The organism is Marmoricola sp. OAE513, from assembly GCF_040546585.1.
Taxonomy (GTDB): Bacteria; Actinomycetota; Actinomycetes; order Propionibacteriales; family Nocardioidaceae; genus Marmoricola.
In genome coordinates, this window is record NZ_JBEPOC010000001.1 from 852998 (window position 1) to 878689 (window position 25692).

The window sequence follows — 25692 nt, forward strand, 5'->3', positions numbered from 1 at the left end:
GAGGTTCTCGGGACGGCCTGTCACCGACCTGTCAGGTGCGGATGACCTGACAGGTCGGTGGGCCGCCGTCGATCAGCGCACCCGGATCCGGAACGGGACCGAGGAGTTGCTCTGAGCCCAGAGCGATCCGCCGTACCGGACCACGAGGGTGTGCTTCCCCCGACGGAGCTTGGTGGTGATCCGGACCTTCGCGGCGCCACCGCTCAAGGTGGCGCTGCCGACCCGCTTGCTGCCCTTGTAGAGCGCGACCCGGCCGGTCGGGACGCCGCCGGCACCCGCGACCGTGACCCTGATCCGGATCTTCTTGCGGGCCGCGTCACTGCGCGCGTAGGACTTCTTCGGCGACGCCTTCAGGCGCGCCACCGGCAGCGTGTACGCCGCGAGCCGGTAGCTCTCCTCCGCCGTGTTGACCCGGAACAGAGCGGTGCCGCCGAGCATCCCGACCAGGATCGGATCCGAGCCGAGCTCACCGGGCCAGAAGTCCCCCAGCCGCTTGGTCCCGGCGGCGGTGCCGTCGCTGACCCACGGTTCGCCGCCGGTGATCTTGTCGTTCGCGCTGAGCAGGACCCTGGTGCCACCAGCAGCCACGACGAACGGGTACGAACCGCTGGCCCCGACGCGGATGTCGGCGACGCGGCGCGTGCCGGCCGTGGACCCGTCGGTGGTCCACAGCTCGTGGTCGTCGGACGAGGTGCGTGCCGAGAAGTACACCGAGCTTCCGCTGCGGACCAGGTTGGACGGGTCCCCGCCGTCGCTGCCTGGCCAGATGTCGCGGAGCGGGACCGTGCCACCGACAGTGCCGTCGGTGGACCAGAGCTCCCGCCCGATGCCCGGGGTGGTCACGGTGAAGATGACTGAGGAGCCGAGCCTCACCAGGGACCGCGGGGCGCCGCCGCTCGTACCCGGCACGAACTCCTTGAACAGCTGCGCGTCCCCGACCACCCCGCGGCTGCTCCAGAGCTCGTCGCCGGCGGCCGAGCCCTCCGCGCTGAACAGCACCTGGTCGCCGAGCACGGTGAAGCCCAGGGCACCGACCTGGACCCCGGGGCCAGTGGTGTCCAGGCGCCCGGTGCCCGCAACGGTCCCGTCACTGACGAAGGCCTTGGCCACACCGGCCTGGTAGCCGCCGAAGACGACCTTGGTCCCGAAAGCGGTGAGACCGTAGATGCCCACCCCGACGTCCCCGGCGCCGAGCTCCTTGACCAGCCGGGTCCCGGCTGCGGTGCCGTCGGTGACCCAGAGCTCGCGTCCCGAGGCCGCCGTGGTGGCAGCGAAGAACATCTGGTTGCCGGCGACCACCGGTCGGCCCGGGTTCGACGAGGTGCCGGGCGAGAAGTCCACGAAGCGCCTCGTACCGGCCGTGGTGCCGTCGGTGACCCACCACTCGGCCTCGGCCCCGTCGTAGGCCGTGAAGTACACCCGGTTCTTGAAGCGGATGAAGTTCCCGGGCCCCGACCCCTCCGCCCCCGGCCTGATGTCCTTGACCAGCCGGGTGCCTGTGCCGGTCGCGTCGGTGGCCCAGAGCTCACTGCCGAGACCACGGGCGTCCCTGCCCGCGAAGAACAGACGACCTCCGAGGCCGGCCGACGGCGCTCCGTCGTTCTTGTCGAACAGCGGTATCACCGATCCGACCAGGCTCACGCGCGGCCCGAACGGCCCGCCCGTCGTCGCCGCCTGGGTCGGCAGCACCTCGATCCCGAACACCAGGAACACCGTCGCGAGCGCGACGTAGAACAGCCTCTTCATCTCTCTCCTCCTCGGTCTGGCACGGTTCGGGAGCGAGCCTCGACCCAGCGGCTGTCACCGATCTGTCACGGCTGCGCGCCTCGCTAGAGTTCTCGCCGTGAGCCCCCTCAGCGACCCCGACGTCGACGCCTGGTTGGCCGCGTTCTCGGCCTGCGTGCGGGCGCGCGACCTCGACGGCGGACGCGAGCTCTTCGCCTCCGAGGCGGTCGGGTTCGGCACCGTGACCGAGCGCTACGAGGGGCTCGACGACCTGGTGGCCTCGCAGTGGTCGGAGGTGTGGGAGCGCACCGAGGAGTTCACGTTCCTCGACGGCGACCAGCGCTGGATCGACGGTGATCAGGCCGTCGTCGCCGCGGCCTGGCGCTCGGTCGGCACCGACGGCGGTGGCCGACGCACGCGGACGGGCCGGGTGACGCTGGTGCTCCGACGGCAGGGCGCTGCCGTGCTCGCCTTGCACTCGCACTTCTCGATGAGCCCGGGCACCCCGGCGTGATCACGTACTACGCGACCTCACCGCACGGGTACACGTTCCGCAAGTTCGTCGACAGCTGGGCACCTGAGCTGGCCGAGCAGTCGCGCGTCGTGGGCTACAGCGAGATCGACCTGGCGTCGCCCCCTGCGCCCGGGCTGCACGTGCTGACCGATTTCGAGCGGTTGCTCCCGCCCGAGCGCGCCTTCGTACGCCGGCTCCACCGGCGGTTGCAGGGGGCCGGTCGTCGCGTGATCGGCGACCCGGGTCGTTGGCTCGGGCGCCACGCCCTGCTGGAGCGGCTGCACGCCGAGGGCATCAACGACTTCCGCGCGTACACCGTCGACGAGCTCGGTCCGCACGTCCGGTTCCCGGTCTTCCTGCGCTGGGCCAACGCGCACGACGGCAGCCTCGGCGAGCCGGTGCTCGACCAGACCGAGCTGGAGGCGCGGCTGGCCAGGATCGCGCGCGACCACCACCGGCGCTGGCGCTGGATCCGCGACCAGCTCCTGGTCGTGGAGAAGGTCGACGCCCGCTCCCCCGACGGCCTGTTCCGCAAGTACTCGATCGCGCGGATCGGGAGCGAGTTCGTTCCGCGGCACGTCGAGGTGAGCGGCAACTGGGTCACCAAGTACCCCTCGGTGGTGACGCCCGCGACGGTCGCGGAGGAGGAGGCCTTCCTCGCCGAGCCTCAGGACCTCGACCTGGTGCGTCGGGTCTTCGACCTCGCCGGGATCGAGTTCGGCCGGATCGACTGGGGCTACGCCGACGGGCGGGCGCAGATCTGGGAGATCAACACCAACCCGATGCTCGCACCGGGCGGTGTCCCGCACGAGCTCCGCGAGCCCTCGCAGCGGCGGCTCGCCGGCCTGACGGCGCAGGCGTTGCTCTCCCAGGTGCCCGCTGCGGACGTCGCCGCTCGCGGGAAGCTCGTGCCGGCGTACGAGCGGTGGGTGTGGAACGGAGTGAACCGCGGGAGCCGTCGATGGGACCCGCGGCGGCGCTAGGGTCGCAGGATGAGCGATCGCGTTGCTGTGTACATCGACTTCGACAACGTGGTGATCTCCCGCTACGACAACCTGCACGGTGACGGCGCCTGGCGCAGCGACAACGCCCGCGACCACCGTTGGTCGCCGGCGTCGGAGGACCCGATCGACGTCCGCCTCGCCGCGGCCGAGGTCGACCTCGGAGCGATCATCGACTACGCGGCCTCCTTCGGCGCGGTCTCGCTGAGCCGCGCGTACGCCGACTGGTCGGTGCCGGCCAACGCGGCGTACCGCAAACCTCTGGTGGACCGCTCGATCAGCCTGGTGCAGCTGTTCTCGGTGTCGGGGACGAAGAACGGGGCCGACATCCGGTTGGCGGTCGACGCCGTGGAGGACCTGGTCCGGCACCCCGAGATCACCCACGTCGTCTTCGTGGCGGGTGACTCCGACTACGTCCCGCTCGCGCAGAGCTGCAAACGGCTCGGCAAGTACGTGGTCGGCATCGGCGTCGCCGGGTCAACCAGCCGAGCCCTGAAGTCCGCGTGCGACGAGTACGTCGACTACGCCGGCCTCCCGGGCGTCCAGCCTCCTGCGCCTGCCGCGCACCCGCCGAAGAAGGCTCCGGCCAAGAAGGCCGCCGCGAAGAAGGCGACCGCGAAGAAGGCCGCCCAGAAAGTAGATCCGCAGCCGGACCCGCAGCAGCGGGACGCGACCGCGCTGCTGGTCCGTGCGATCCGGCTCCGGCTCCAGAAGAGTGACGAGGAGTGGATCCAGGCCTCGGACGTGAAGTCGCAGATGCAGCGGATCGACCCGGCCTTCAAGGAGAAGGCGCTGGGGTTCTCGACCTTCCGGAAGTTCGTCGAGTCGCGCAGCGACCAGGTCGAGTCGCGGGTCGAGGGGACCCAGCAGATGGTGCGTCTGGTCTGAGGGTCGTCCGACGGGGGTTGCAGGTAGCGTCCGCGCCATGACCACCACTTCCGCGACGCGCTCGGCGACGCTGAGCGCGTACGCCGCGAAGACGTGCGGCTTCCAGGTCTACCTGGACAACGCGCCGTTCTCGCGCGACCTGCCGCGCGACGCCCGGGACCTGATGACTGCCGGCCGCGCCGAGCAGGGCAGGACCTTCGAGGCTGCTGTCTTCGAGAAGCTGCAGTCCGTCCACGGGAGCGACTGCGTCGTCGTCACCCTCACCGAGGACGAGCTCCGGCTCTCCTACACCGCCCAGCGCGCCGTGCGCCGGGAGCGCACCCTTCAGGCCATGGACGACGGTACGGCGATCATCTGCGGCGGGGCCCTCGACGACGTGCTGCCCCAGTCGTTCGCGCTCGACGGTGTCGACACGCTCGACCTGCTGCGCACCGGCGACCCGGACGTCCTGGTCCGCCAGACCGACGGGCCCGCAGCCACCTACCTCCCGGTCGACGTGAAGAACCACAAGACCCTGAAGGATCGCAAGCGTGGTCCGTTCGCGCGGACGAGCCCGGTCTCCTCGCTTCACACCGGCACGGCCGGCGCCGGCGAGGCGACCGACCTGGGCTGGGACCCGTCCTACCGGGTCAAGGACGGTCTCCAGCTCGCCCACTACACGCGCGTGCTCGAGACCCTTGGTCGCCACCCGGGTCCCGACCAGCGACTCGGTGGCGTCATCGGCGCAGACGCGCCGCTCGACGACCTCACGGTGAGCTGGCTCGACCTCGACGAGACGGTGCGCGGCGATTCGGTCCTCGGCCGCTACGACCGTGAGTTCTCCGCCCGGGTGGACGCGGTGCGGGCCGCGGTCGGCCAGACGCGGTACGAGTCCGGCTCGGTCGAGGGCGTGCGCAGCGGGAGGTTCGGCAAGGCCGAGTGCTCGGGCTGCTCGCGCCAGACCGTGTGCCGGGCCGACGCGGGCCCGGACGACGTGTCGTTCCTGTTCACCGTCGGACGCCCCAACGGTGCGGCCTGGGACTACCTGTACGGCCACGGCGCTGCGACGCCGCACGGCCTCGCGTCCCTGGACGTCCTCCGGCACAACGACGACTACGAGGCTGCAGCGCGGAGCGGGGGCGGTAAGGCCGTGGCTCTGCGCGAGGTCGTCGAGCGGGCCCGGATGCACCGCGACGACGAGCTGCTGCGCCGGCACCCCGGCACGCCTGCGGTCCCGGTGCCCACCTTCGACCTCGAGATCGACTTCGACATCGAGTGGGACTCCGCGGGCATCGTCTACCAGTGGGGCGCGTCGGTGCGCACGGGTCAGGACAACACGACCGAGTCCTACGACGCCGAGTCCCGCTACCGGTTCGAGACGATGACGCGACCCGAGGCCGAAGCCCTGGCGGTCGAGTTCTTCGACAACCTCGACCGGGTCGTGGAGCAGGCCGAGTCCGACGGCCTGACCGTGGGCCTGTTCCACTGGACCTCCCCCGAGCAGTGGCAGACGGCCAAGTTCCTGGGCGAGCGCCTGACCGAGCGGTACGGGGAGGCTCGCGTCCTCGACCTCAAGCAGTGGGTGGAGAGCAGCTACTTCTCCCGCGACGGGTACTCACTCAAGAAGGTCGCACCGGCCTGCCGCTTCGACTGGAACCTGCCCGGCGCCGGCGGGGACATGTCGATGGTGATGATCGACCAGTTCCGCTTCCCGGCAACTCCCGCCGACAAGGCTGCCGCCGAGGAGTGGCTGCTGCGGTACAACTCGGCCGACTGCCGCGCCCAGGCCAAGATCCGCGACTACCTGCGCGACCTGCCCGAGGTCGTGACCGCCCCCTAGCCCGGGACGCCGGCACCGATCCGGACCGGCAACCGGTCGATCCCGTAGACGACGGAGAGGTCGCGGAAGCCCAGATCTGCCGGGTCGTCGGTCTCGAGGACCAGGTCCGGGAACCTGCGCGCCAGCCCGGTCAGGGCGGCACGCAGCTCCATCCGCGCGAGCTCGGCACCGACGCAGCGGTGCAGTCCGTGACCGAACGCGAGGTGCTGGGTGCCGGCGTTGCGCAGGTCGAACTGCTCCGGGTGCGGCACGTGGGCGGGGTCCCGGTTGGCGCCGGTCAGCGAGACGATGACGACCGAGCCCTTGCTGATCCGGTGTCCGCCGAGGTCGTGGTCCTCGCGCGCGAACCGCGGGAAGGCGACCTGGACGGGGCACAGGTAGCGGAGCAGCTCCTCGACGACCTCGTCGACCTGCTCCGGCGTGCCGCTGCGCAGCAGCTCGTAGGCGTCGGCGTTGCGCGACAGCACGTAGCCGCCCATCGACAGCATCGCGGCCGAGGTCTCGTAACCGCCGAGGAACACACCGTCAGCCAGGCCGCCGAGCTCGACGTCGTCGTACTCGTGGCCGTGGGTGCGGATGATCTCGCCGATCAGGCCTTCACCGGGGTTCTCCCGCTGCCGGCGTACGGTCTCGATGAGGAAGGTCCGCGTCTCGGTCGCGGCGCCGAAGGAGCCGGCTCCGCCCTCGCTCATGTCGAAGCGGGCGACTCCCAGCTTGTGGAACTCCTCGCGAACGTCCTCGGGCATGCCGAGCAGGTCGCAGATCACCCGGAACGGGATCTCGAAGCCGAATTGGTCCACCAGGTCGACGACCGGACCGCTCGCCTCCATCGCGTCCAGCGTCTCCTCGACGATGGTGCCGATCGACTCCTGCAGCCGCCGCAGCCGTCGCATCGTGAACTCGGGCGTGATCAGGCCCCGCAGCCGGGTGTGGTCCGGAGCGTCGGTCATGCCGAGGCCGCCGATGGTCTCGGCGTCGCTGCGCTTGCGGGTGCCGAGGAGGTGCCGCATGTCGTTGGAGTACGACGCCCCATCCGCGAGCACTTGCTTGACGAGCTCCTGCCCGGTGACCAACCAGATCTCCAGTCCGAGGACGCTGCCCAGCATCGTCACCGGGTCCTCGGCACGCTGCGCGGCCAGCTGCTCGACCGGGTCGACACCGTTGCGCAGCAGCGGGAAGGTCAGGTGCTCAGGAACCTTGCGCAGGGTGGTGATGTCCGGGAGTCCGGTCGAGTTCCGGCGCATCGCCCAACGCATGGCGGCGCGGCGCAGCGGACTGACTACCCGGGAGAACATGGCGGTGGGCATGCCTCGAGTCTGGGAAAGAAAGGAGCCTTTGACCAGCACATTTCTCTACTTTCGACGCTGATCTCCCTCACACGCAGGCGACGCAGGTCCGCGCCACCGGTCTCGCTTCCAGCCTGCCCGGGGCGATCTGACCTCCGCACCGCTCGCAGATGCCGTACGTGCCGGACTCCCAGCGACGTACGGCACCGTCGATCTCGGCGAGGTGCTGAAGAAGCTGCGCAGCGACGGCACTGATCTGTGACCGCTCGAACGCGATGGTCGCACCCTCGGGGTCGTGCTCGTCGTCCGCGTTGCTGTCGCGCGACGCGACCACGACACCTTGGAAGCTCTCGGACACCTCAGCCAGTCGCCCGCTGGCACGGGCGCGATCGGCGGTCAGGCGCGCAAGGGTCTCGTCCACGTGCTCGATGATGACGGGGGTCACCGACAAATTCGGGCCGGCTGACATTACCCGGCAGTATCGGCGCGACGTGGCGTCCCAACCCCTAGGGTTTCGGCCATGGGATTCCTCGGTGACACCGCAAAGCAGCTCCCCCGCTTCCTCCCGTGGCGCAGTCTTCAAGGCATCGCCCGGCGGCGAGTCGACGGCTTCTGGGGGAACGACCAGTTCCGTGCCGTGCAGGAGGAGAACATGCACTTCCTCCTCGAGTACACCGACCGCGTTCACGAGGTCCCGCAGATCGCCCGCGAGTACGCCGAGTTCGACGTGCTGCGCAACTACCGTCGTTGGCACCCCAAGCACCTGAGCCGCCAGCCTGTCGAGGACGTCGAGAAGTTCCTCGAGGCCCGCTCACGCGGCCGAGGCGTCATCATCAGCTTCGTCCACCACGGTCAGTACAACGGGGTGGTGTCCTCGATGGCCCGTGTCGCCGACGACCTGGCGGGCGTACCCAAGTCCGAGCGCCCTGGTTTCATCGTCAACGGTGTCGTCTCCCCCGAGGCGTTCGACAAGAAGGCACCCCTCGCCCTGCGTCAGCACTTCAAGGTCTGCGCCTACGGACCGAACATCAAGCTCATGTCCGCCACCGACGGCACCGGGCCCATGATCGAGATCCTCGAGAACGGTGGCGTTCTCGCGATCGCCTTCGACGTCGCCGGCCGCACGCCGATCAAGTTCCTCGGTCGCGACATGCTGGGCTCCTTCGGCATGGCACGCCTCGCGGTCCAGACGAACGTTCCCGTCGTCATCATCTCCTCGCACAAGGGGGCCGACGGGCTGCCCTACGGGCGGGTGCACGACGCCATCGAACCCTCGGACTTCCCGGACCCGGCCGATCTGCTGGCCGAGATCATCCGGCGCCACGAGCCCGCCATCCTGGAGTGGCCCGCGGCGTACGACAGCCCGCACAGCCGCCTGGGCGTGGCGAAGGCCGAGAACCAGGCCTGATCGTCGCTCTCCGCGAGGTCGGGGTGTAGCGTCAGGGGGAGCAGCTGATGCGGGAGGCCTCCCGGGTCAGGTGCGCGCCGTGGAACCAGTCACACAGCCGGCGGGTTCCCGACACGCTCCGAAGGGACCTCCCATGACCGCACTTCCGTACATCCAGAGCTCCGAACAGGACGGCGTCGCTGTCGTCGCGCCGGTCGGCGAGTTCGACATCTCGACCGTCGACATGCTCCGTGAGATCTTCGTGGACGTGGTGACCCCGACGACGAACCGGATGGTGCTCGACCTCGCCCGGACGGAGTTCGTCGACTCCCTCGCCATCGGCACCATGCTGGGTGTGGGGCGGCGGGCCAACGAGTGGGGCGGCTGGGTCCGTCTGGTCGCCCCGACGCCTCCGGTCCGCAAGGTGCTCGCGCTGACCGGGCTCGACAAGGTCTTCGGGCTCTACGACACCGTGGACCAGGCGATCGCCCACGAGGTCTCCGACGTCGACGGCGCCACCGAGCTTGTCTGACCCCGGGGGGACCGCTCCCCGGACCGGGAACGAAGCGGCCGACCGGCTCTACGCGCCGACCGTCCTCCCGGCCGTTCCCCAGCAGCACACGCCGGCGTACGTCGCGACGGACCTCAGCAACTGCGACGCCGAACCGATCCACATCCCCGGCGCCATCCAGCCCCACGGCGTCCTGATCGCCGTCGACCGGACCGGTCGGGTGGTCTCGGTCTCGGCGAACACCGATGAGCTGCTCGGGACCGAGGTCGAGCGCGCTCTCGGTGCCGACCTGGACGATCTCGTCGGGAGCGAGGTCGCCGCACTGGTCCGCGCGGGCGCGACCTCGCCCGGGGAGACGGACCTGTTCCCCGCGCGCCTTCCGCGGACGCTGGCCGGGTCGCTGGCCGGACGCCTCACCGACGTCCGGACGCACCACAGCGGGGACCGTCTGGTGGTCGAGATCGAGGCCGTCGAGGAGCACGCGGTCTCGGGCCTCTCGCTGAGGTCCGCACGCCGTGCGATCGGTCGGCTCGCGGCGACGACCGACGTCATCGACCTCGCCGACCAGCTCTCGACCGAGATCCGCGACCTGCTCGGCTTCGACCGCGCCATGGTCTACCGGTTCGACGCCGAGTGGAACGGAGAGGTCATCGCCGATGCGAAGCACCCGGACCTCAACCCGTTCCTGGGCCTGCACTACCCCGCCAGCGACATCCCCGCCCAGGCGCGCAGGCTGTACACCGTCAACTGGATCAGACTGATCGCCGACATCGGTTACCGCCCCGTTCCTCTGGAGCCGGTCCTCGATCCCGCGACGAACGCCCCGCTCGACCTGTCCTTCTCCACGCTGCGCAGCGTGTCCCCGGTGCACCTGGAGTACCTCGCCAACATGGGGGTCACCGCGTCGCTGTCGGTCTCGATCGTGGCCGAGGGCAAGCTCTGGGGCCTGGTCGCCTGTCACCACTACAGCGGTCCGCACCGCCCGTCCCAGGACGCACGCGCAGCAGCGGAGCTGCTCGGCCAGGTCGCCTCGCAGATGTTCGTCGACCGCGAGCAGGCAGAGATCCGCGGAGCCGGCCTGACACTGCGTCGACGGCAGGCAGCGATCATCGGCTCGGCACGTGAGGCGATCGGCGATCCACTGGAGGGCATGATCGCCCACCCGGACCTGGCAGCCTTCCTGGGCGCCACTGCGGTCGCGGTGCGCAACGGGGACCAGGTCCTGAGCGTCGGCACCGTGCCTCCTCTGCAGGACCTGGACCGGATCGCCGACCTGCTCGAACGGCCTGGCGACTACGCCACCTCGACCGACCACCTGGCCGTGCTCGACCCGACGTTCGCGTCCCTGTCCGACATCGCCGCCGGCGCCCTCCGGATAGGTTCGGCTTCCGACCGCTACATGCTGTGGCTGCGACCCGAGCAGGTCCAGCAGGTGGATTGGGGCGGCGACCCCACGAACAAGCTGCTCGCCGAGCAGGAGCCACCCGGCGTCCGGTTGAGCCCGCGCAAGTCGTTCGAGAAGTGGCGCCAGGTCGTGCACGGACGCAGCGAACCCTGGACGGCTGCTCAGCTGGAGGCGGCTGAAGCGTTCGGGATCGACCTGCAGGGAGTGGTGCTCAGCCGGTCCCGCGAGCAGGTCGCCGTGGCCGAGTCGCTCAAGGAGAGCGTCGAGCTCGACCGCGAACCCGAGGTCTCCGGCTTCGACATCGCAGCGCTGTACCTGCCGTCCTCGCAGTACCAGCTGGCCGGCGACTGGTGGGACGTGGTCGACACCAGGGACGGTCGGGCCGCCTTCATCGTCGGCGACGTGGCCGGCCACGGGTTCGCCGCCGCGTCGACCATGGTCCAGATGCGCACCAGCCTGCGCGCCTACCTCCTCGAGGGTCACGACCCGATGACCTGCCTGGAGAAGCTGGACGCGTTCGTCGCCCGGATGATGCCCGGCCAGCTGGCCACCGCGGCCATGGTCGTCGTGGACCAGGCGGCCGGCACCTACACCGGGGCGACCGCGGGACACCCGCCGATCCTGGTCGACACCGGGTCCGGGCCGGGGCCGGTCACCGTCGCCCACCGACCTGTCCTCGGAGTCGGGATCGCCGGTATCCACGACGGGCTGCGGACCGAACCGATCCCGGACGGTGCCAGCTTCCTGCTCTACACCGACGGCCTCGTCGAGCGCCGCGGCGTCGTGCTGGACGACTCGCTGCGCGATCTGAGGCACCCCGACCTGGCTGTCGGGAGCGACGACCTGCCCACCTGGCTCGGGCGGGTGCGGGACCGGGCCCGGACGAGCACCGACGACGACGTCACGATGCTCGCCTTCCGGGTAGCGCCTACTTCCACACCTTGACGTAGTCGACGTTCATCGTGGCCGGGACCGGCGTCGCGGTGTTGTACTCGTTGCCCTTAGCGCCCATCCCCTGGGTGAGCGCGATGATGTACGGCTTGAGGAACGCCTTGTCGCCCGAGGTGTTGGTCAGGCAGAGCTTGTTGTTGACGAAGATCTGGATCTTCGAGGCGGACCACTCCAACGTGTAGGTGTTCCACACCCCGCGGTCAGCCGCGCAGTTGATGGCCGTGTTGACGCCGTACCTCGATCCGAAGATGTCGGCGCTGTAGTGCAGGAACGGGATCGAGAGCTTCGGGTAGGACGAGTAGGTCTCGCTGATGTCGATCTCGCCGGCAGCCGGCCAGACGGCCGTGGATTTCACCCGGTCGTCGGGCCACAGCCAGAACGCCTCCTGGAGGCCCTTCGCGGTCGTCGCGGTGTTCTTGATCCGCGCCTCGAACCGCCCGAACTGCTGGCTGAAGAGCCGGTAGCTCATGACGCCGCCGGAGACGAACTTCGTCGGCCCGGTCAGTCCCCCGAAGCTGCAGCTGACCGACGTATGACCTTGCGCAGCGTCAGGTTGAGCGAACCGCCGGAGACCCCGACGTACGCCGGGTCGTCGACGAAGCAGGCGTGTGCGGCCTGGGTGCCCATGGCGAAATCGGTCTGCGGCATCCAGACGTTGCGGTTCAGGCTGGTGCCGTCGAAGTTGTCGGCGAGCGTGCATTCCCAGGTGCCACCGGTCGACTTGACGATCTTCGTCCCGCAGGCGTCCGAGGTCGCTTCAGCGGCCGCCGCCGGCTCTGTCGTGGTCTGGGCCAGTCCGGCCAGGACGAACGTGACGCTGACCGCCAGTGCCGATACGTAGCGAACCTTCATGTCTTTCTCCCCCGCTCGCGGTGCTGAACCGTCACCGGGTGCGGAGGCGGGTTCGAGTACCTGTCAAGGACTCGAGCGTAGGGGGACTAGACCGGAATGTCCGTTAAATCGCTTATTTCCTTTTTCTGGTAAAACGCTGTGCTACCGAGGGGCGCGGTTCGTGATGCGACCGAGCGGGGCTAGTTTCGCCTGGTGGGGAACTCTCGATCGACAGCGCGAAGCATCGCGGACAGTGCTGGGTTGGACGCGGGGATTCGCCTGGGCCTGGTCGCCTACGGCGTCGTGCACCTGCTGATCGCGTGGCTCGGGCTCCAGCTCGCGCTCGGCGACAACGAGGGGAACGCCGACAGTGCGGGCGCGATGCGTCAGCTTGCAGAGCAGCCGTTCGGCGAAGCGCTGACCTGGGCCGTCGCGATCGGGATGGGCATCCTCGTCGTCTGGCGACTCCTGGAGGCCTCGGCCGGCCACCGGGAGCTCGACGGGAAGGAGCGCTGGCGGTCGCGGGCCGTCTCGCTCGGCAAGGCGGTGGTGTACGCAGGCGTCGGCCTCAGTGCACTGAAGGTCGCGGCGGGTGCCGGATCGAGCTCACGCGGACGCTCGACGACAGCCAGGCTGATGGACCTTCCCGCGGGCACCCTGCTCGTGGGGCTGGTCGGTGTCGCCATCATCGGCTACGGGGCGCGGCACGTCGTCCGCGGGCTGACCGAGAAGTTCGCCGAGCACCTCACCGGCGAAGGCCGGACCGGCGAGACGGGCGCCGTGTACCTGGCTCTGGGCAAAGCGGGCTACACGGCGAAGGGACTGTCCATCGCTGCCGTGGGAAGCCTGTTTCTTTACTCGGCCCTCAGCCACGACCCGACGAAGTCCGGAGGGCTGGACCAGGCGCTGCGCACGGTCCTGCAGCAGCCCTTCGGGCCCTACCTGCTCGGCGCGATCTCGGTCGGGTTCGCGGCGTACGGGCTCTTCTGCTTCGCCCGCGCCCGGCACCTGTCGACGTAATCATCCGGGGAACGGTCCGACTCAGGTCGCGGACAGGAAGGTGAGTACCCGGCTCGTCATCAGCTCTGCGGCAGCCGCGTCGTACGCCGCGAGCGACGAGTCCGCGAAGAGGTGCTCCTCGCCGGGGTACAGGTAGAGCTCGGCGACGTCGACGGCGTCGGCGAGCTCTTGCGCGGCCAGCAGGTCCTCGTCGAAGAACTCGTCACCCTCCTTCCCGTGGATCTGGACCGGAAGACCGGCCGGCCACCGGTCGCCGAACTCGGAGACCGGCAGGCACGAGCAGAAGAACAGGGCACCACGGGCGCCAGGACGGGTCTGCGCGAGCCGCTGAGCCAAGGTGACGCCGTAGGAGAACCCGGCGTACACGAGGTCGGCGGGCAACGCGTCGGCTACGGCTACCCCGCGCTGCCCGATCACGTCGAAACCCTCGCTGCGCACGTGGTCCAGGCCCTCCCCGATCGTGTCGAAGGTCCGCCCCTCGAACAGGTCAGGCGTGTGGACGACGTGACCGGCTGCCTCCAGGTCGGCCGCGAAGGCACGGACCCCGTCGGTCAGGCCTTGCACGTGGTGGAAGAGCAGGACGTCAGCCATGGAGGTGCCTTTCCGAGAATGATCGACTTACTTCGAACATTCGTTGAGACTAGAATGATTTTTCGTGCCTGACAACAGTCCGCTCGAGCAGGTCGCCCGGATGGCGCTGACCACACCTGCGCAGGTCCGCGCGATCTCGCACCCTCTTCGCACCACGATCCTCCAGCTTCTCCACGAGCGCGCCGCCACGGTCACCGAGATCGCTACGGCGGTCGAACGCCCCAAGAGCACCGTCGCCCACCACGTGGGCGTGCTGACCGACAACGGCCTCCTCCAGGTGGTCAGCACCCGGAAGGTGCGTGCGATCGAGGAACGTACCTACGGCCGCGTCGCGCGCATGTTCTACATCGCGTCGGACTACTCCCCCGCCGGCGAGGAGCTGCCCGGGGACTTCAACGACTTCGAGCTGGCCGCGCGCGAGTCGGCTCCTGCCTTTGAGGACAAGAAGCTCTGGGCGTTCATCCGGCACGCCCGTCTCACCAAGGACCAGGCCTCGCAGTTCTGGAGCGAGATGGCCGCGCTCGTCGAGCGGTTCGACCAGCTGCCGCGGTCCGGGTCCACCACCTACGGGTTCGCCGTCGGCATCTACCCCACCGATCACCCGACCCTGGCGCCGAGAGAGCTGGCGGACGAGTGATGAAGTCCGCTGGGCACCGCAGCAAAGCGACAGGACCTGATCTGCATCACTGCAGATCAGGCCCTGTTCTTTGTAGCGGGGGCAGGATTTGAACCTGCGACCTCTGGGTTATGAGCCCAGCGAGCTACCGAGCTGCTCCACCCCGCGTCGGTGAGCAGAACTTTACCGGGTGGGTGCCTGGGTCCCCAAATCGGGGTGGGTTTCGACGAGCTCAACCACCGGAGAGCAGCAGCTCGCAGGCTCGGCGGATGTCGGCGTCGGCCATGGGGCGCGAGCGACTGCCGTTGAGCACCTGCATCAGGACACCGAACCAGCACTGGGTCAGCAGCCACGCGCGACGACGCTGGTCGTCGGTCGGATCGGTGTTCCAGTTCGCGAGCCGCAGGATGATGTCGGAGAACGCGACCTTGATCCGCTCCCGGTCGGGGTTCTCGAGGCTCTCCGCGAAGATCATCGCCTGGATGCCCGACAGCGAGAGCCGCCGCTGGCTGTGCATGTGCACGGTCAGCCCGATCAGCAGCTCGCTGGCGGCCTCGGCCGGCGACTGACCTTCCTTCGGCGACACCCGGGCCCGGTCGACCCGGTCCACCTGAGCGCGCATCACCGCCACCAGCAGGTGCACCTTGGACGGGAAGTACCGGTAGAGCGTGGCGATCGCGACCTCGGCCCCGGTCGCCACGTCCTGCATCTGCAGGCTGTCGAAGTCGTGCTGGGACCCGAGCTCCGAGGCCACCTCGATGATCCGCTGGTAGCGCGCCTTCTGCCCCTCCGAGCTGGGCTCGGCCGGCGGACGTGTGTCGGTGACGCGGGGCACGGCTAGCCCGTGCCCTTGGACTCCGCCGCCAGCGCTCGGACCACCAGGTCCTCGGCCTTGTCGATGTGGTCGGCGTACTCCGCGAGGTTCTTGGCCTTGAGCGCCTCGTCCGCGAGCCGGAACTCCTCGTTCGCGTCCTTGAGCAGCTGGATCGCCGTGGCGTTCAGGTCCGGCTTCGTCGGGGTGTCCGGCGTGTCGGGAGCATCAGGCGTGTCCGGGGTGTCCGGGGTGGAGGGTGCCTCCGAGTCGGTCCCCAGCACACCGTTCAGGGCCTCCTGCAGCGTCGAGCCGATCCCGACCTTCTTGCCGAGCGAGGCCACCACGAACCGGAGCACCGGGTAGTTGCCCGAACCGCCCTCGCGCAGCGTGTAGATCGGCTGCACGTAGAGGAGGCCGCCGCCGACCGGCAAGGTCAGCAGGTTGCCGGACTTCACCGTCGTACCGCCGCGCTTGAAGTCGAGCAGGCGCCCGGCCACGGTCGTGTCGGAGTTGAACTGGTTCGCGATCTGCGAGGGGCCCGGCACCTGGGAGGTGTCCGGGAGCCGGAGCACCTGGAACTTGCCGTAGGTGCTGGGGTCAGAGGCGTCTGCGCCCACCGAGATGAACGAGGCCAGGTTCTGCTTCTTCGACGGCACGTAGACCGAGGTGAGCGAGAAGACCGGCTCCTCCCCCGTCTTGGTCGCGACCGAGAGCCGGTACGGCGGCTGCTTGTTGCTGGTCTTCTCGGGGTCCTCGGGGACCTCCCACTTGTCGCTGCCCTCGTAGAAGACCTTGGCGTCCTCGACGTGGTACTCGGCGAGCAGGTTGCGCTGCACCTTGAACATGTCGCCCGGGTAGCGGAAGTGGTCGAGCAGGTCGGCCGGGATGCTCTTCTTCGACTTCACCACACCGGGGAACGCGCCCTCCCACGCCTTGAGGATCGGGTCGTCGCCGTCCCACTCGTAGAGCGTCACGGTGCCGTCGTAGGCGTCCACGGTCGCCTTGACCGCGTTGCGCATGTAGTTGATCTCGTCGGTCGGCAAGGTCGCGTACGCCGAGCGCGGGTTGAGCGCGTCCGAGGTCATGTCGGTCAGGGACCGCTTCTCCGACAACGGGTACTTGTCGGTGACGGTGTAGCCGTCGAGGATCCAGACGATCCGGCCGTCGACCACCGCAGGGAGAGCGTCACCGTCGACGGTCAGCCAGGGCGCGACCTTCTGCACCCGCTCGCGCGGGGACCGGTCGTAGAGGACCTTGGACTCGGAGCCGACGCGCGAGGACAGGACCATGTTCGGGTCGCCGAACTTCACGGCGTACAGCAGCTTGTTGAACAGCCCGCCGACCGGCACGCCGCCCTTGCCGTCGTACGTCGTGGTCTTCGCGTTGCCGGACGTTCCGCCACCTTCGGGGTAGTCGAGCTCGACGGCCTTCGCGCCCTTCTCGCGCCCGACGATGGAGTACTCGGGACTGTTCTCGCCGAAGTAGATCCGGCCCTCGTAACCACCTGGACTCAGATCGGTCAGGGCACCTTCGGGCGGCAGCTTCTCCTCCGCCCAGGCCGGGTCGCTGCCCGCCGAGGCGGCGACCGGCTTGCCGTCGGCGTCCTGCTGGTTGCCGAACGCCGCGATCATCCCGTACCCGTGGGTGTACACGGTGTGCTCGTTGGCCCACTTCTTCTGCGCGTCGGGCAGACCCGAGAGGTCCATCTCCCGCGCAGCGACGACCATGTCGCGCTCCTTGCCGTTGACGACGTACCGGTCGACGTCGAGCACCGACGGCACGCCGTAGTAGCGGCGGGGCTGCTGCAGCTGGTCGAACGCAGGGCCGACGACGCTCGGGTCGAGCAGGCGGATGCCCGGGAGCGAGGCGGCGTCGGTGTTGAGCTGCTGGTTCGAGACCGTGGTCTTGGAGTCGTAGGTGGTCACCTTGGTGTCGGTCAGCTGGAACGCTTTCCGGGTCGCCTTGATGTTGTTCTCGATGTACGACGACTCCTTGTCCGGCTCGTCCGGCTTCACCTGGAAGCGCTGGACCGTCGCCGGCCAGACGGCTCCGAGCAGGATCGCGGCGAGCGCGAACAGGGCCAGACCCATGCCGGGGAGCATCCAGGTCCGCCGCCACACGTTGGCGAAGAAAAGCACCGCGCAGATCACGGCGATCGCGATCAGGATGTTCTTGCTCGGTAGCACCGCGTGCTCGCGGGAGTAGGTCATGCCGTCGATCAGGCTGCCGCCCTGCGAGGTCAGGTCGAAGCGGTCGAGGTAGTAGTCGACCGCCTTCAGCAGGACCAGCAGACCGAGGAGGACCGAGAGCTGTGCCTGGGCCGCACCGGAGACCTTGCCCGAGCGCGCCTGGAGACGGATGCCGCCGTAGATGTAGTGCACGAAGACCGCGGCGATGAGGCCGATGACGATCGCGGTCATCGCGAAGTCGACCAGCCAGTGCTGCCACGGCAGCGTGAAGACGTAGTAGCCCAGGTCCTTCTTGAAGTACGCGTCCTCCTGGCCGAAGGACTGGCGGTTCTGCCACAGCAGGTAGGTGCGCCATTGACCGGTCGCCGAGGCGCCGGCGAAGATCGCGAAGACGAGGCTTGCCGCGACGAGCAGCACCTTGCGGATCGGGGTGATCACCTCGCGGTAGCGCTCGAGGTTCGCCTGCTCCGCCGAGTTCGGCCGGAAGAGCGGACGGATCCGGTAGGCGATGAACAGGTTGACGCCCACGACGAGCGCCATCACCAGGCCGAAGACGAGGAACATGCCGACCTTGGTCCACAGCAGCTTGTTGAAGACCTCGGAGTAGCCGATGGAACGGAACCAGAGCTTGTCGGTCCAGACCGAGGCGAACAGCGAGAAGCCGATCAGCAGTGCGGCCATCACGATCAGGGTGAGGACCAGCGGGCGCGGACGGCGCGAGTCACCGCGACCGCCTGCTCCCGGCCGCGGCGGACCCGGGCGGGTGGGGTCGGCGTCGTCGGCGAAGAAGTCACTCATCGGCCGCTGTCTCCTCTGGGTAGAGCGTGGCTTTCAACTGGACGAGCAGGCCCGGGACCAGGTCCGGCCCGGTCAGGACGAGGTCGTCGGCGTCATGTGACTTTAGCCGCAACGCGCAAGCAGTCTCGCCGGTGCGGAGCACGGCTGCGACCAGCCGCACCTCCTGCCGTTCCGGGTGGTTGGCGGCGAACTCCTTGGCCGCGACCGGGTCGGAGGGGATCTGGTCGTCGGTACCGGGTGGGAGCACCAACCTCTCGGCGATCGCGGCGACGCCGGCGACCTCCTCGGGCCACTCGATCTGCGCGAGCACGTCCTCCAGGCTCAGCCCCGGCGCGGTCGCCTCCTGCTCGATCGGCGTCAGGTCCTCGTCGCTGACCTCACCGTCGAGGCCGAGGGCCGAGGCCAGCGCGGGCTCGCGCTCGACGAGATCGGCGGTGCGGGCGATCGCGAACAGCTTGTCCGGCTGGTCCCAGCCGGCCTGGCTGGCATGCGCCTCGAGCTCGCGCGCGACGTCGTACAACGGGCCGACGTGGTGCTGCATCTCGGCCGGTCGTTCGGTGGGTCCTTGGCTCATCAGGAACATCCCTTCGGGGCCGCGTCGGGGTTCTCGCGGTAGGCCTTGATCGCCTTCAGGGCGTCGTCGATCGTGTGCACCTTCACCAGCTTGAGCTTCGACCTGTCGTAGTCGGAGTGGATCGCTTCCTGCCAGTTCTCGGCGGCAACCAGGAACAGGTGTGCGCCGTCGCGCTGCGCGCCGACGAGCTTCTGCCCGATGCCGCCGATCGCACCGACGACGCCGTCCTCGCTGATCTCACCGCTGCCGGCGATGATCTTTCCGCCGGTCAGGGAGCCCGGGGTGAGCAGGTCGTAGATCGACAGCGCGAACATCATCCCTGCGGACGGACCGCCGATGTTGTCGCTCAGGTTCACCTTCACGTCGAAGGGGTACGTGTAGCGCGGCGCCGGCGTGATGCCGATCAGCGAGACCTTCTTGCTCGCGGTCTGCACGAGGCTGCCGTCGGGGCAGGTCTCCTGCTTCTTCGTCGGCGCCGGCAGCTCGATCTCGCTGGCGCGGGTCCGCACCGAGACGGTCAGCTTCTTGCCCTTGCGCAGCAGGTCGAAGGTGACCTTCGACCTGTCCGGCAGCGGCCGGATCGTCTTCTGCACCAGCTCGGGACTGGTGATCGTGGTGCCGTTGATCCTCAGCAGCTCGTCGCCCACCTCGAGCACGCCGGCCGAGGCACCCTTCGGGTCGACCTGACCGACGAGCACCGACGTCTTGTAGGTGATGCCGGCCGCGTCCAGCGCCGCCACGGTCGCGTTGTCCTGCGACGTCGTCATCTGCAGCGCGGACTCCTGCTGCACCGACTTGGCGGTGTCCTGCTTCTGGTAGACCGCCCCACGCGGCAGGACCGCCGTGCTCGTGGAGAACCAGCCGGCCAGGACGGTCGCGAAGCTGAGCTTCTCCTTCGGGCCGGTCGGGTAGACGGTGACCATCCGGAGTGCGCCGTCGTCCTTGTACACCTTGCGCCCGGTGATCTGGATGATGTCCTTGCCGTCGTACGGCGCCAGCACGTTGATCGTCGGACCGGGGCGGAAGGTGACGTACGGGACGGGCATGACGACAGCCACGACCAGCAGTGCGGCGGCCAGGCCGAGGGCGAGAAGACCAGCAACGGTCCGGCGACTCATGGAGCCACCCTCTCAAACGCGGGCAACAAAAGAGTGAGCGGCCTAGGAAGCGCGACGGGTCTGCTCGGTGCGCTGCACCCTCGGCGGCAGCGGCTTCGTGATCGCCGCCGCGAAGCGCTCGTGGTCGGCCTCGGTGGGTTCGCGCTCGGTGCGCTCGCGGCCGATCCAGCTCACGTAGAGCGTGGCAAGCCCCGTCGTGACGGCGGCGGGCACGAGCCAGAGCAGAATCTCCACACTCCGATAGTGCCTCGGCGAACCGGCTCGATCGCCGAGGCGCGCCGCTCAGGCGAGGAGGGCGGTGAGCTTGCCGGCGATGTCCTCCAGCGGCAGCACCTCGTGCGCCAGGCCTGCGGTCGCCACGGCGCCGGGCATCCCCCACACCACCGACGAGGCCTCGTCCTGGACGACGACGCGCGCGCCCAGCTCGCCGAGTACCCGGCAGCCGACGAGCCCGTCCGACCCCATCCCTGTGAGGATGAGTGCGGCCGCTGCACCCCCGTACACCTCAGCCGCGGATCGGAACAGGGCGTCGACGGCCGGCCGCACGAAGTTCTCCTGCGGTCCCTCGTCGAGATGGGCGCGCACGACCCCCGCCGTGCGCCGGACCCGCAGGTGGAACCCGCCGGGCGCGACCAGGACCTCACCGGGCCTCACCTCGTCGCCCTCGGCGGCCTCGCGCACCGCGAGCGCCGAGGCGCGGTCGAGCCGGTCGGCGAACATCGTGGTGAAGAGTGGAGGCATGTGCTGGACCACGAGCACGGGCACCCGCAGATTCCCGGGCAGCTCCTCCAGCACGGTGGACAGCGCGTCCGGACCACCGGTGGAGCAGCCGATCAGCAGCACCTCGGGGCGCACGGCCGTCGGCGCGCTGGTGCGGACGGGTGCGGCGGCCACGACCGGCCGGGGACGCTCCCGCCCCTCGCCGATGATCCGCCGCGCCCCGACCAGCGCCTTGAGCTTGGGGATCAGCTGTTCGCGCACGCTCGCCATCGACTCGGCCATCGAGGTGGTGTTCGACGGCTTGGTGACGAAGTCCGAGGCACCCAGCGACAGGGCCTCCAGGGTCTTCGTCGCCCCCTTCTCGGTGAGCGTCGAGAACATGATGATCGGCAACCGGGCGTGCTTGCGCCGGATCGCGTCGAGCGCGCCGATGCCGTCGAGGATCGGCATCTCGATGTCGAGGGTCACCGCGTCCGGCTTGAGCCGGTCGACGTACTCGATCGCCTCGCGGCCGTTGGTCGCCGTCCCGACGACCTCGATCTCCGGGTCGAGCCCGAGAGAGGTGGTGATCAGCCGCCGCACCAGGGCGGAGTCGTCGACAACCAGGACACGAATCACGCAGGCCCTATCGGCGCCCGGGCCGGTGTCCTGAGCCCCCCGGGGTCCCGAGTGACCTTGGTCCGGGTTTCCGTACGACTGCTCAGGAACCCCGGGGCAGGACCGATGAGTCCGCCGTGACCATTTCCCCGTCGAGCTTCACGTTCGTCTCCGACCTGGTACGCCGGGAGACGGCCATGCTCTATGACCCCGGCAAGGAGTACCTCGTCGAGGCACGACTCCTGCCCCTGGCCCGCGAGGCCGGGTGCGCGGACGTCGACGCCTACGTCGTGAAGCTGCAGACCGACCTCGGCGAACGCGCCAAGGTCCTCGACGCGCTCACGATCAACGAGACCTCCTGGTTCCGGGACAACGCGCCGTACCAGGCCTTCACCGACGTGATGCTGCCGTCGCTGATCCAGTCGAGGGCGCACGTGCGGCACATCTCGATCTGGTCCGCCGCGTGCAGCAGCGGGCAGGAGGCCTACAGCCTCGCCATGCTGCTGGACCAGCACCTGCCGCCCGGCTGGACCGCGCAGATCCTCGCCACCGACGTCTCCCCCAAGATGCTGGAGCGGGTCAACGCCGGGCGCTACAGCCAGGTGGAGATGAACCGCGGACTGCCGGCCACCTCGCTGGTGAAGTACTTCACCCGGGCCGGCAGCGAGTGGGAGGTCTCCGAGGACCTCAAGAAGATGGTGCGCACCCAGCACCTGAACCTCTCGACCAGCTTCCCGCTGCTGCCGACGTTCGACATCGTCTTCATCCGCAACGTGCTCATCTACTTCGACCTGGACATGAAGCGCGACATCCTGCGCCGCGTCCACCAGGTCGTCGCCTCCGACGGCTTCATGCTGCTCGGTTCGTCCGAGACCACCTTGGACATGGACGACCACTGGGGCCGCGAGGCCCACGGTCGCGTCCAGATCCACCGGCCGGCGGGCTACCAGCCCAGCACGACGGCCGCCCCGCTCCACCCCACTGCCATGACGGGAGCCTGACCCATGTACGCGCTGATCATCGACGACTCACGGGCGATGCGGAGCATCCTGCGCCGGATCGTCACCGACCTCGGCTTCGAGACCCTCGAGGCGGCCGACGGCCAGGAGGCCCTGGACCACCTGAACGCCGGGCGGATCCCGACGCTGTGCCTGATCGACTGGAACATGCCGGTGATGGACGGCTACACGTTCATCACCAACGTCCGCGCCAACCCCGAGTGGCGAGACATCACGCTGATGATGGTGACCACGGAGAGCGAGCACGGCCAGATCGTGCGGGCGCTCGCCGCCGGCGCCCACGAGTACGTGATCAAGCCGTTCACCCCGGACGCGATCGCGGACAAGCTCGAGCTGCTGGGTCTGGTCGCGAAGGCGGTGCCGGCATGACGACGATGCTCGAGCCGTCGATGACCGACGTCGAGATGGTGGTCACCGAGGTGTGGTCCTCCTTCCTCGGCGACTCCGACCCGCTGCTGATCGGACCGCCCGCGACCCTGGACGTCGGGTGGTCCTCCGCGGTCACCGTCTCCGGCGAGTGGCACGGGATGATCAGCGTCGAGCTGCCGACCGGCACCGCGGAGGAGATCACCCGGCGGATGCTGATGGTCGACGCCACCCCGGACGAGGACGTCGCGGACGCCGTCGGAGAGCTGGTCAACATGATCGGCGGCGGCGTGAAGAGCCTGATGCCCGGTCCGAGCGCGCTGTCGCTGCCCGTGGTCGCCGCCGGCCGCGTCGCCCGGCCCTCCGACGTCGTCGAGGTCTGCCGTTTCGACGCCACCTGGGCGGGCGCGCCGCTCGTCGTCAGCGTCCACGTCCAGAACTCCCACCACTGAACCACCGACTGAACCACCGACCACCACCAGGAGCACCCCATGAAGATCCTCGTCGCCGACGACAGCCGCGTGATGCGGCAGATCGTGATCAGGACCCTGCGCCAGGCCGGGTACGCCGGCCACGACGTCGTCGAGGCCGAGAACGGAAAGGAGGCGCTCGACCTGGTTCGCAGCGAGGCCCCCGACCTCGTGCTCTCGGACTGGAACATGCCGGAGATGACCGGCATCGACCTGCTCGACGCGCTGCGCTCCAGCGGTTCGACCGTCCCGTTCGGCTTCGTCACCTCCGAGGGCTCGGCAGACATGCGCGCCCGCGCCTCGGCGGGCGGTGCGCTGTTCCTGATCGCCAAGCCGTTCACCCCGGAAGCCTTCGACGAGGTGCTCGCACCCGTCCTCAAGGGCTGAGCTCCGTGTACGTCCAGACCTCCTACCTGCCGCAGGTCAAGGAGATCCGCGACCTCCTGACCGACCTCCTCGACCGGGACATCCAGGTGAGTCCGACACCCCCGCTGGCGCCGACCCCGAACAACCCGTGCACGGTCGCGGTGTACGTCGACGACACCCTCCAGGTGACCTCGGTGATCGCGTTCGACCTCCCGCTGTCGGCGTACGCCGGCGCCGCCATCGGGCTGGTGCCCGCCGCCGGCGCGGAGACCGCGATCGAGGAGCGCGTCCTGAACCAGACGCTGCAGGAGAACGTCTACGAGGTGCTGAACATCGCCGCCTCGCTGTTCAACCACGACGGCGCCACCCACGTGCGCCTGTACGACGCCCACCACGTCGGAGCTCCGCTCCCCGGTGACGTGATGGCCCGCGCCCTGACGCTGGGCCGCCGCGAGGACCTGGCCGTCGAGGTCGGAGGCTACGGCGCCGGACGGCTGTCGGTCGTCCTCGTCGCGTAGTCGGTCGTCGAGCTTGCCGAGACGTCTGAACCAAACCCGGTCGTCGAGCCTGCCGAGACGTGGCGAGGTCACTGGAGCACCGAGCCCCCGGTCGTCGAGCTTGCCGAGACGTGGCGAGGTCACTGGAGCACCGAGCCCCCGGTCGTCGAGCTTGCCGAGACGTGGCGAGGTCACTGGAGCACCGAGCCCCCGGTCGTCGAGCTTGCCGAGACGTGGCGAGGTCACTGGAGCACCGAGCCCCCGGTCGTCGAGCTTGCCGAGACGTCGGAACCCGCACTGCGATCGGCCATGCTCCGGGACAGCTCGGGCAGGTCCTCCAGACGGCCCTCCATCAACGCCTCACGCTTGGCCCTGCTCCAGCCCTGGACCTGCTTCTCCCGCGCGTACGCCTCCTCGATCCGGTCGAACTGCTGCGACCACTTGAGGACAACCGGCCGGCGCTTGCGGGTGTACGCGGTGCCCTTGCCGAGGTTGTGCTCCTGGACCCGTGCTTCGAGGTTCGTCGTGCTTCCGACGTAGTAGGAACCGTCGACGCACTCGAGGATGTAGAGGTAGCCCATCGGTCGAGGATGCGCCCAGGTCACCACGTCTCGGCGGGCTCGACGACCGGGACTGTGGACTCCCCATGACAGTTCGCCGCTGTGGTCACCACGTCTCGGCAAGCTCGACGACCGGAGCGCCACCACGTCTCGGCAGGATCGACGACCGGACGGGACCAACGTCCTGAATCGGTAGCAATCGCTCAACCCCCTCCTCGAGGGACCGAAGAGTCACCCGAGCACGGATCGCTCACCCCACGCCACGGACTGGCACCGCTCCCGCGCAACCGGAGGCTCCCGTGCCGTTCGCCGTGTCCGACGCCGTCAGCCAGGTCCTGGCTTCCGCGCTCGACGGTGTCTCCCTGCGGCAGCAGGTGACCGCCGACAACATCGCCAACGTCGACACCCCGAACTTCCGGGCGACCAGCGTCGACTTCGAGACGCAGCTCAAGGCCGCGATCGGGGGTGGCGAGTTCGCGAGCGGGCTCCCGGTCGAGGTCGGCGTGACCACCACCCCCACCGACACCCCGGTCGGCGCGAACGGCAACAACGTCGACCTCCGCAAGGAGACGATGGCCGCGCTGCAGAGCCAGTTCCAGTACCAGATCCTCACCCGGGCGGTCTCCGACCGCTTCAACCTGGTGAAGACCGCGGCGACGGGCCAGTGACGTGGGTGCCTTCGACATGCTCCGCATTGCCAACTCCTCGCTCGGGATGCACCAGACCTGGCTGGACGCGCTGGCCAACAACATCGCCAACGTCAACACCGCGACCCGCACCAGCGAGAACGCCTTCCAGGGCCAGATGGTGATCGCGGGCGCGCGTTCCGACGGTGGCGTCGACGTCGCCGGCATCGCCTACTCCGACCCGACCGGTCGCGTCGTCAACGACCCGACCAGCGCCCTGGCCGACGCCGACGGGAACATCCGCCTCCCCGACCTCGACCTGGCCAGCCAGATGAGCCAGCTGGTGATGGCGCAGCGCGGCTTCCAGGCCTCGGTGCAGACCACCAAGACCGCGCAGGACACCTACACCGCAGCCCTCCAGATCGGACGATGA

At 69.2% G+C, this 25692-nt stretch carries 29 protein-coding genes and 1 tRNA gene; 16 read left to right on the forward strand and 14 right to left on the reverse strand.

Going from position 1 to position 25692, the window contains the following annotated elements:
- Positions 1 to 72: 72 nt before the first annotated feature.
- Positions 73 to 1746: an Ig-like domain repeat protein gene (locus tag ABIE44_RS04165; protein WP_209721708.1), complete on the reverse strand. Its 1674-nt coding sequence runs from the start codon at positions 1744 to 1746 to the stop codon at positions 73 to 75.
- 97 nt (positions 1747 to 1843) lie between these two features.
- On the opposite strand from ABIE44_RS04165, the gene ABIE44_RS04170 reads away from it, so the two are divergent.
- From ABIE44_RS04170 to ABIE44_RS04185, 4 genes are read left to right on the forward strand one after another with little or no spacing between them, the layout of a single operon-like run.
- Positions 1844 to 2239, forward strand: a complete 396-nt coding sequence (locus ABIE44_RS04170) for a nuclear transport factor 2 family protein (protein WP_209721705.1) — start codon at positions 1844 to 1846, stop codon at positions 2237 to 2239.
- On the forward strand, positions 2236 to 3222 hold the full coding sequence (locus tag ABIE44_RS04175; RefSeq protein ID WP_209721702.1) for a hypothetical protein: 987 nt from the start codon (positions 2236 to 2238) through the stop codon (positions 3220 to 3222). Before ABIE44_RS04170 ends, ABIE44_RS04175 begins: the two co-directional genes overlap by 4 nt.
- Before the next feature lie 9 nt (positions 3223 to 3231).
- The gene (locus ABIE44_RS04180) at positions 3232 to 4128 is read left to right on the forward strand and encodes an NYN domain-containing protein (protein WP_209721699.1); all 897 of its coding nucleotides are present in this window, start codon (positions 3232 to 3234) and stop codon (positions 4126 to 4128) included.
- Positions 4129 to 4165: 37 nt separating this feature from the next.
- Entirely contained in the window at positions 4166 to 5947 is a 1782-nt protein-coding gene (locus tag ABIE44_RS04185; RefSeq protein WP_209721696.1) for a ribonuclease H-like domain-containing protein, read from the forward strand.
- Here ABIE44_RS04185 and ABIE44_RS04190 read toward each other — a convergent pair.
- Both ABIE44_RS04190 and ABIE44_RS04195 read right to left on the reverse strand, forming a co-directional pair.
- Entirely contained in the window at positions 5944 to 7254 is a 1311-nt protein-coding gene (locus tag ABIE44_RS04190; protein ID WP_354437835.1) for a cytochrome P450, read from the reverse strand. The genes ABIE44_RS04185 and ABIE44_RS04190 overlap by 4 nt on opposite strands.
- Positions 7255 to 7321: 67 nt before the next feature.
- Positions 7322 to 7678, reverse strand: coding sequence for a TraR/DksA family transcriptional regulator (locus ABIE44_RS04195; RefSeq protein WP_354437836.1), 357 nt, complete (start codon positions 7676 to 7678; stop codon positions 7322 to 7324).
- Positions 7679 to 7753: 75 nt separating this feature from the next.
- Between ABIE44_RS04195 and ABIE44_RS04200 the strand changes: the two genes are divergently transcribed.
- From ABIE44_RS04200 to ABIE44_RS04210, 3 genes are all read left to right on the forward strand, one after another.
- The gene (locus tag ABIE44_RS04200; protein WP_209721690.1) at positions 7754 to 8641 is read left to right on the forward strand and encodes a hypothetical protein; all 888 of its coding nucleotides are present in this window, start codon (positions 7754 to 7756) and stop codon (positions 8639 to 8641) included.
- Between the two features lie 133 nt (positions 8642 to 8774).
- Entirely contained in the window at positions 8775 to 9152 is a 378-nt protein-coding gene (locus tag ABIE44_RS04205; RefSeq protein WP_209721687.1) for an STAS domain-containing protein, read from the forward strand.
- Positions 9145 to 11481 carry a SpoIIE family protein phosphatase gene (locus tag ABIE44_RS04210; protein ID WP_209721684.1) on the forward strand — a complete coding sequence of 779 codons (2337 nt, stop codon included), beginning with the start codon at positions 9145 to 9147 and terminating at the stop codon, positions 11479 to 11481. The genes ABIE44_RS04205 and ABIE44_RS04210 overlap by 8 nt, the downstream gene beginning before the upstream one ends.
- Here ABIE44_RS04210 and ABIE44_RS04215 read toward each other — a convergent pair.
- Both ABIE44_RS04215 and ABIE44_RS04220 read right to left on the reverse strand, forming a co-directional pair.
- Complete coding sequence (locus ABIE44_RS04215) at positions 11465 to 12091, reverse strand: glycoside hydrolase family 16 protein (protein WP_354438362.1); 627 nt, start codon at positions 12089 to 12091, stop codon at positions 11465 to 11467. The genes ABIE44_RS04210 and ABIE44_RS04215 overlap by 17 nt on opposite strands.
- Positions 11989 to 12339: a hypothetical protein gene (locus ABIE44_RS04220; protein WP_209721678.1), complete on the reverse strand. Its 351-nt coding sequence runs from the start codon at positions 12337 to 12339 to the stop codon at positions 11989 to 11991. Before ABIE44_RS04220 ends, ABIE44_RS04215 begins: the two co-directional genes overlap by 103 nt.
- Positions 12340 to 12579: 240 nt before the next feature.
- Between ABIE44_RS04220 and ABIE44_RS04225 the strand changes: the two genes are divergently transcribed.
- The gene (locus ABIE44_RS04225) at positions 12580 to 13338 is read left to right on the forward strand and encodes a DUF1206 domain-containing protein (RefSeq protein WP_209721675.1); all 759 of its coding nucleotides are present in this window, start codon (positions 12580 to 12582) and stop codon (positions 13336 to 13338) included.
- 21 nt (positions 13339 to 13359) lie between these two features.
- On the opposite strand, the gene ABIE44_RS04230 is transcribed toward ABIE44_RS04225, so the two are convergent.
- Positions 13360 to 13929 carry a dienelactone hydrolase family protein gene (locus ABIE44_RS04230; protein WP_209721672.1) on the reverse strand — a complete coding sequence of 190 codons (570 nt, stop codon included), beginning with the start codon at positions 13927 to 13929 and terminating at the stop codon, positions 13360 to 13362.
- A gap of 64 nt (positions 13930 to 13993) precedes the next feature.
- Here ABIE44_RS04230 and ABIE44_RS04235 point away from each other — a divergent pair, with 64 nt between their 5' ends.
- Positions 13994 to 14566: an ArsR/SmtB family transcription factor gene (locus tag ABIE44_RS04235; RefSeq protein ID WP_354437837.1), complete on the forward strand. Its 573-nt coding sequence runs from the start codon at positions 13994 to 13996 to the stop codon at positions 14564 to 14566.
- A gap of 73 nt (positions 14567 to 14639) precedes the next feature.
- On the opposite strand, the gene ABIE44_RS04240 is transcribed toward ABIE44_RS04235, so the two are convergent.
- The 7 genes from ABIE44_RS04240 to ABIE44_RS04270 form a co-directional block, all read right to left on the reverse strand.
- Positions 14640 to 14713 (reverse strand) — tRNA-Met (locus tag ABIE44_RS04240).
- Positions 14714 to 14777: 64 nt separating this feature from the next.
- Positions 14778 to 15380, reverse strand: coding sequence for a TetR/AcrR family transcriptional regulator (locus ABIE44_RS04245; protein WP_209721669.1), 603 nt, complete (start codon positions 15378 to 15380; stop codon positions 14778 to 14780).
- A gap of 2 nt (positions 15381 to 15382) precedes the next feature.
- Entirely contained in the window at positions 15383 to 18346 is a 2964-nt protein-coding gene (locus ABIE44_RS04250; RefSeq protein WP_209721666.1) for a UPF0182 family membrane protein, read from the reverse strand.
- Complete coding sequence (locus ABIE44_RS04255) at positions 18339 to 18920, reverse strand: PPA1309 family protein (RefSeq protein ID WP_209721663.1); 582 nt, start codon at positions 18918 to 18920, stop codon at positions 18339 to 18341. The genes ABIE44_RS04250 and ABIE44_RS04255 overlap by 8 nt, the downstream gene beginning before the upstream one ends.
- Positions 18920 to 20038 carry a YlbL family protein gene (locus ABIE44_RS04260; RefSeq protein ID WP_209721660.1) on the reverse strand — a complete coding sequence of 373 codons (1119 nt, stop codon included), beginning with the start codon at positions 20036 to 20038 and terminating at the stop codon, positions 18920 to 18922. The genes ABIE44_RS04255 and ABIE44_RS04260 overlap by 1 nt, the downstream gene beginning before the upstream one ends.
- A 42-nt stretch (positions 20039 to 20080) precedes the next feature.
- Positions 20081 to 20272, reverse strand: a complete 192-nt coding sequence (locus ABIE44_RS04265; protein WP_209721657.1) for a hypothetical protein — start codon at positions 20270 to 20272, stop codon at positions 20081 to 20083.
- A gap of 48 nt (positions 20273 to 20320) precedes the next feature.
- Positions 20321 to 21376 (reverse strand): protein-glutamate methylesterase/protein-glutamine glutaminase, encoded by a 1056-nt coding sequence (locus tag ABIE44_RS04270; protein ID WP_354437839.1) that lies wholly within the window; start codon positions 21374 to 21376, stop codon positions 20321 to 20323.
- 116 nt (positions 21377 to 21492) lie between these two features.
- Between ABIE44_RS04270 and ABIE44_RS04275 the strand changes: the two genes are divergently transcribed.
- The 5 genes from ABIE44_RS04275 to ABIE44_RS04295 are packed head-to-tail and all read left to right on the forward strand — an operon-like array spanning position 21493 to position 24094.
- Positions 21493 to 22356, forward strand: coding sequence for a CheR family methyltransferase (locus tag ABIE44_RS04275; protein WP_209721654.1), 864 nt, complete (start codon positions 21493 to 21495; stop codon positions 22354 to 22356).
- A gap of 3 nt (positions 22357 to 22359) precedes the next feature.
- Positions 22360 to 22743 carry a response regulator gene (locus ABIE44_RS04280; RefSeq protein ID WP_209721651.1) on the forward strand — a complete coding sequence of 128 codons (384 nt, stop codon included), beginning with the start codon at positions 22360 to 22362 and terminating at the stop codon, positions 22741 to 22743.
- Positions 22740 to 23192, forward strand: coding sequence for a chemotaxis protein CheX (locus tag ABIE44_RS04285; protein ID WP_209721648.1), 453 nt, complete (start codon positions 22740 to 22742; stop codon positions 23190 to 23192). Before ABIE44_RS04280 ends, ABIE44_RS04285 begins: the two co-directional genes overlap by 4 nt.
- Positions 23193 to 23231: 39 nt before the next feature.
- The gene (locus tag ABIE44_RS04290) at positions 23232 to 23597 is read left to right on the forward strand and encodes a response regulator (protein ID WP_209721645.1); all 366 of its coding nucleotides are present in this window, start codon (positions 23232 to 23234) and stop codon (positions 23595 to 23597) included.
- 5 nt (positions 23598 to 23602) lie between these two features.
- Positions 23603 to 24094 (forward strand): hypothetical protein, encoded by a 492-nt coding sequence (locus tag ABIE44_RS04295; protein ID WP_209721642.1) that lies wholly within the window; start codon positions 23603 to 23605, stop codon positions 24092 to 24094.
- Between the two features lie 221 nt (positions 24095 to 24315).
- On the opposite strand, the gene ABIE44_RS04300 is transcribed toward ABIE44_RS04295, so the two are convergent.
- Positions 24316 to 24654 (reverse strand): GIY-YIG nuclease family protein, encoded by a 339-nt coding sequence (locus ABIE44_RS04300; RefSeq protein WP_209721640.1) that lies wholly within the window; start codon positions 24652 to 24654, stop codon positions 24316 to 24318.
- 278 nt (positions 24655 to 24932) lie between these two features.
- Here ABIE44_RS04300 and ABIE44_RS04305 point away from each other — a divergent pair, with 278 nt between their 5' ends.
- Together ABIE44_RS04305 and ABIE44_RS04310 are read left to right on the forward strand one after the other, a co-directional pair.
- The gene (locus tag ABIE44_RS04305) at positions 24933 to 25301 is read left to right on the forward strand and encodes a flagellar basal body rod protein FlgB (RefSeq protein ID WP_209721637.1); all 369 of its coding nucleotides are present in this window, start codon (positions 24933 to 24935) and stop codon (positions 25299 to 25301) included.
- 16 nt (positions 25302 to 25317) lie between these two features.
- On the forward strand, positions 25318 to 25692 hold the full coding sequence (locus ABIE44_RS04310; RefSeq protein WP_354437840.1) for a flagellar basal body rod protein FlgC: 375 nt from the start codon (positions 25318 to 25320) through the stop codon (positions 25690 to 25692).

Coding starts and splice junctions, on each gene's coding strand:
- ABIE44_RS04250 (WP_209721666.1), bottom strand. CDS start 18,346: ATGAGTGACTTCTTCGCCGACGACGCCGACCCCACCCGCCCGGGTCCG.
- ABIE44_RS04255 (WP_209721663.1), bottom strand. CDS start 18,920: ATGAGCCAAGGACCCACCGAACGACCGGCCGAGATGCAGCACCACGTC.
- ABIE44_RS04180 (WP_209721699.1), top strand. CDS start 3,232: ATGAGCGATCGCGTTGCTGTGTACATCGACTTCGACAACGTGGTGATC.
- ABIE44_RS04290 (WP_209721645.1), top strand. CDS start 23,232: ATGAAGATCCTCGTCGCCGACGACAGCCGCGTGATGCGGCAGATCGTG.
- ABIE44_RS04220 (WP_209721678.1), bottom strand. CDS start 12,339: ATGAAGGTTCGCTACGTATCGGCACTGGCGGTCAGCGTCACGTTCGTC.
- ABIE44_RS04230 (WP_209721672.1), bottom strand. CDS start 13,929: ATGGCTGACGTCCTGCTCTTCCACCACGTGCAAGGCCTGACCGACGGG.
- ABIE44_RS04310 (WP_354437840.1), top strand. CDS start 25,318: ATGCTCCGCATTGCCAACTCCTCGCTCGGGATGCACCAGACCTGGCTG.
- ABIE44_RS04200 (WP_209721690.1), top strand. CDS start 7,754: ATGGGATTCCTCGGTGACACCGCAAAGCAGCTCCCCCGCTTCCTCCCG.
- ABIE44_RS04205 (WP_209721687.1), top strand. CDS start 8,775: ATGACCGCACTTCCGTACATCCAGAGCTCCGAACAGGACGGCGTCGCT.
- ABIE44_RS04190 (WP_354437835.1), bottom strand. CDS start 7,254: ATGCCCACCGCCATGTTCTCCCGGGTAGTCAGTCCGCTGCGCCGCGCC.
- ABIE44_RS04280 (WP_209721651.1), top strand. CDS start 22,360: ATGTACGCGCTGATCATCGACGACTCACGGGCGATGCGGAGCATCCTG.
- ABIE44_RS04300 (WP_209721640.1), bottom strand. CDS start 24,654: ATGGGCTACCTCTACATCCTCGAGTGCGTCGACGGTTCCTACTACGTC.
- ABIE44_RS04165 (WP_209721708.1), bottom strand. CDS start 1,746: ATGAAGAGGCTGTTCTACGTCGCGCTCGCGACGGTGTTCCTGGTGTTC.
- ABIE44_RS04185 (WP_209721696.1), top strand. CDS start 4,166: ATGACCACCACTTCCGCGACGCGCTCGGCGACGCTGAGCGCGTACGCC.
- ABIE44_RS04285 (WP_209721648.1), top strand. CDS start 22,740: ATGACGACGATGCTCGAGCCGTCGATGACCGACGTCGAGATGGTGGTC.
- ABIE44_RS04260 (WP_209721660.1), bottom strand. CDS start 20,038: ATGAGTCGCCGGACCGTTGCTGGTCTTCTCGCCCTCGGCCTGGCCGCC.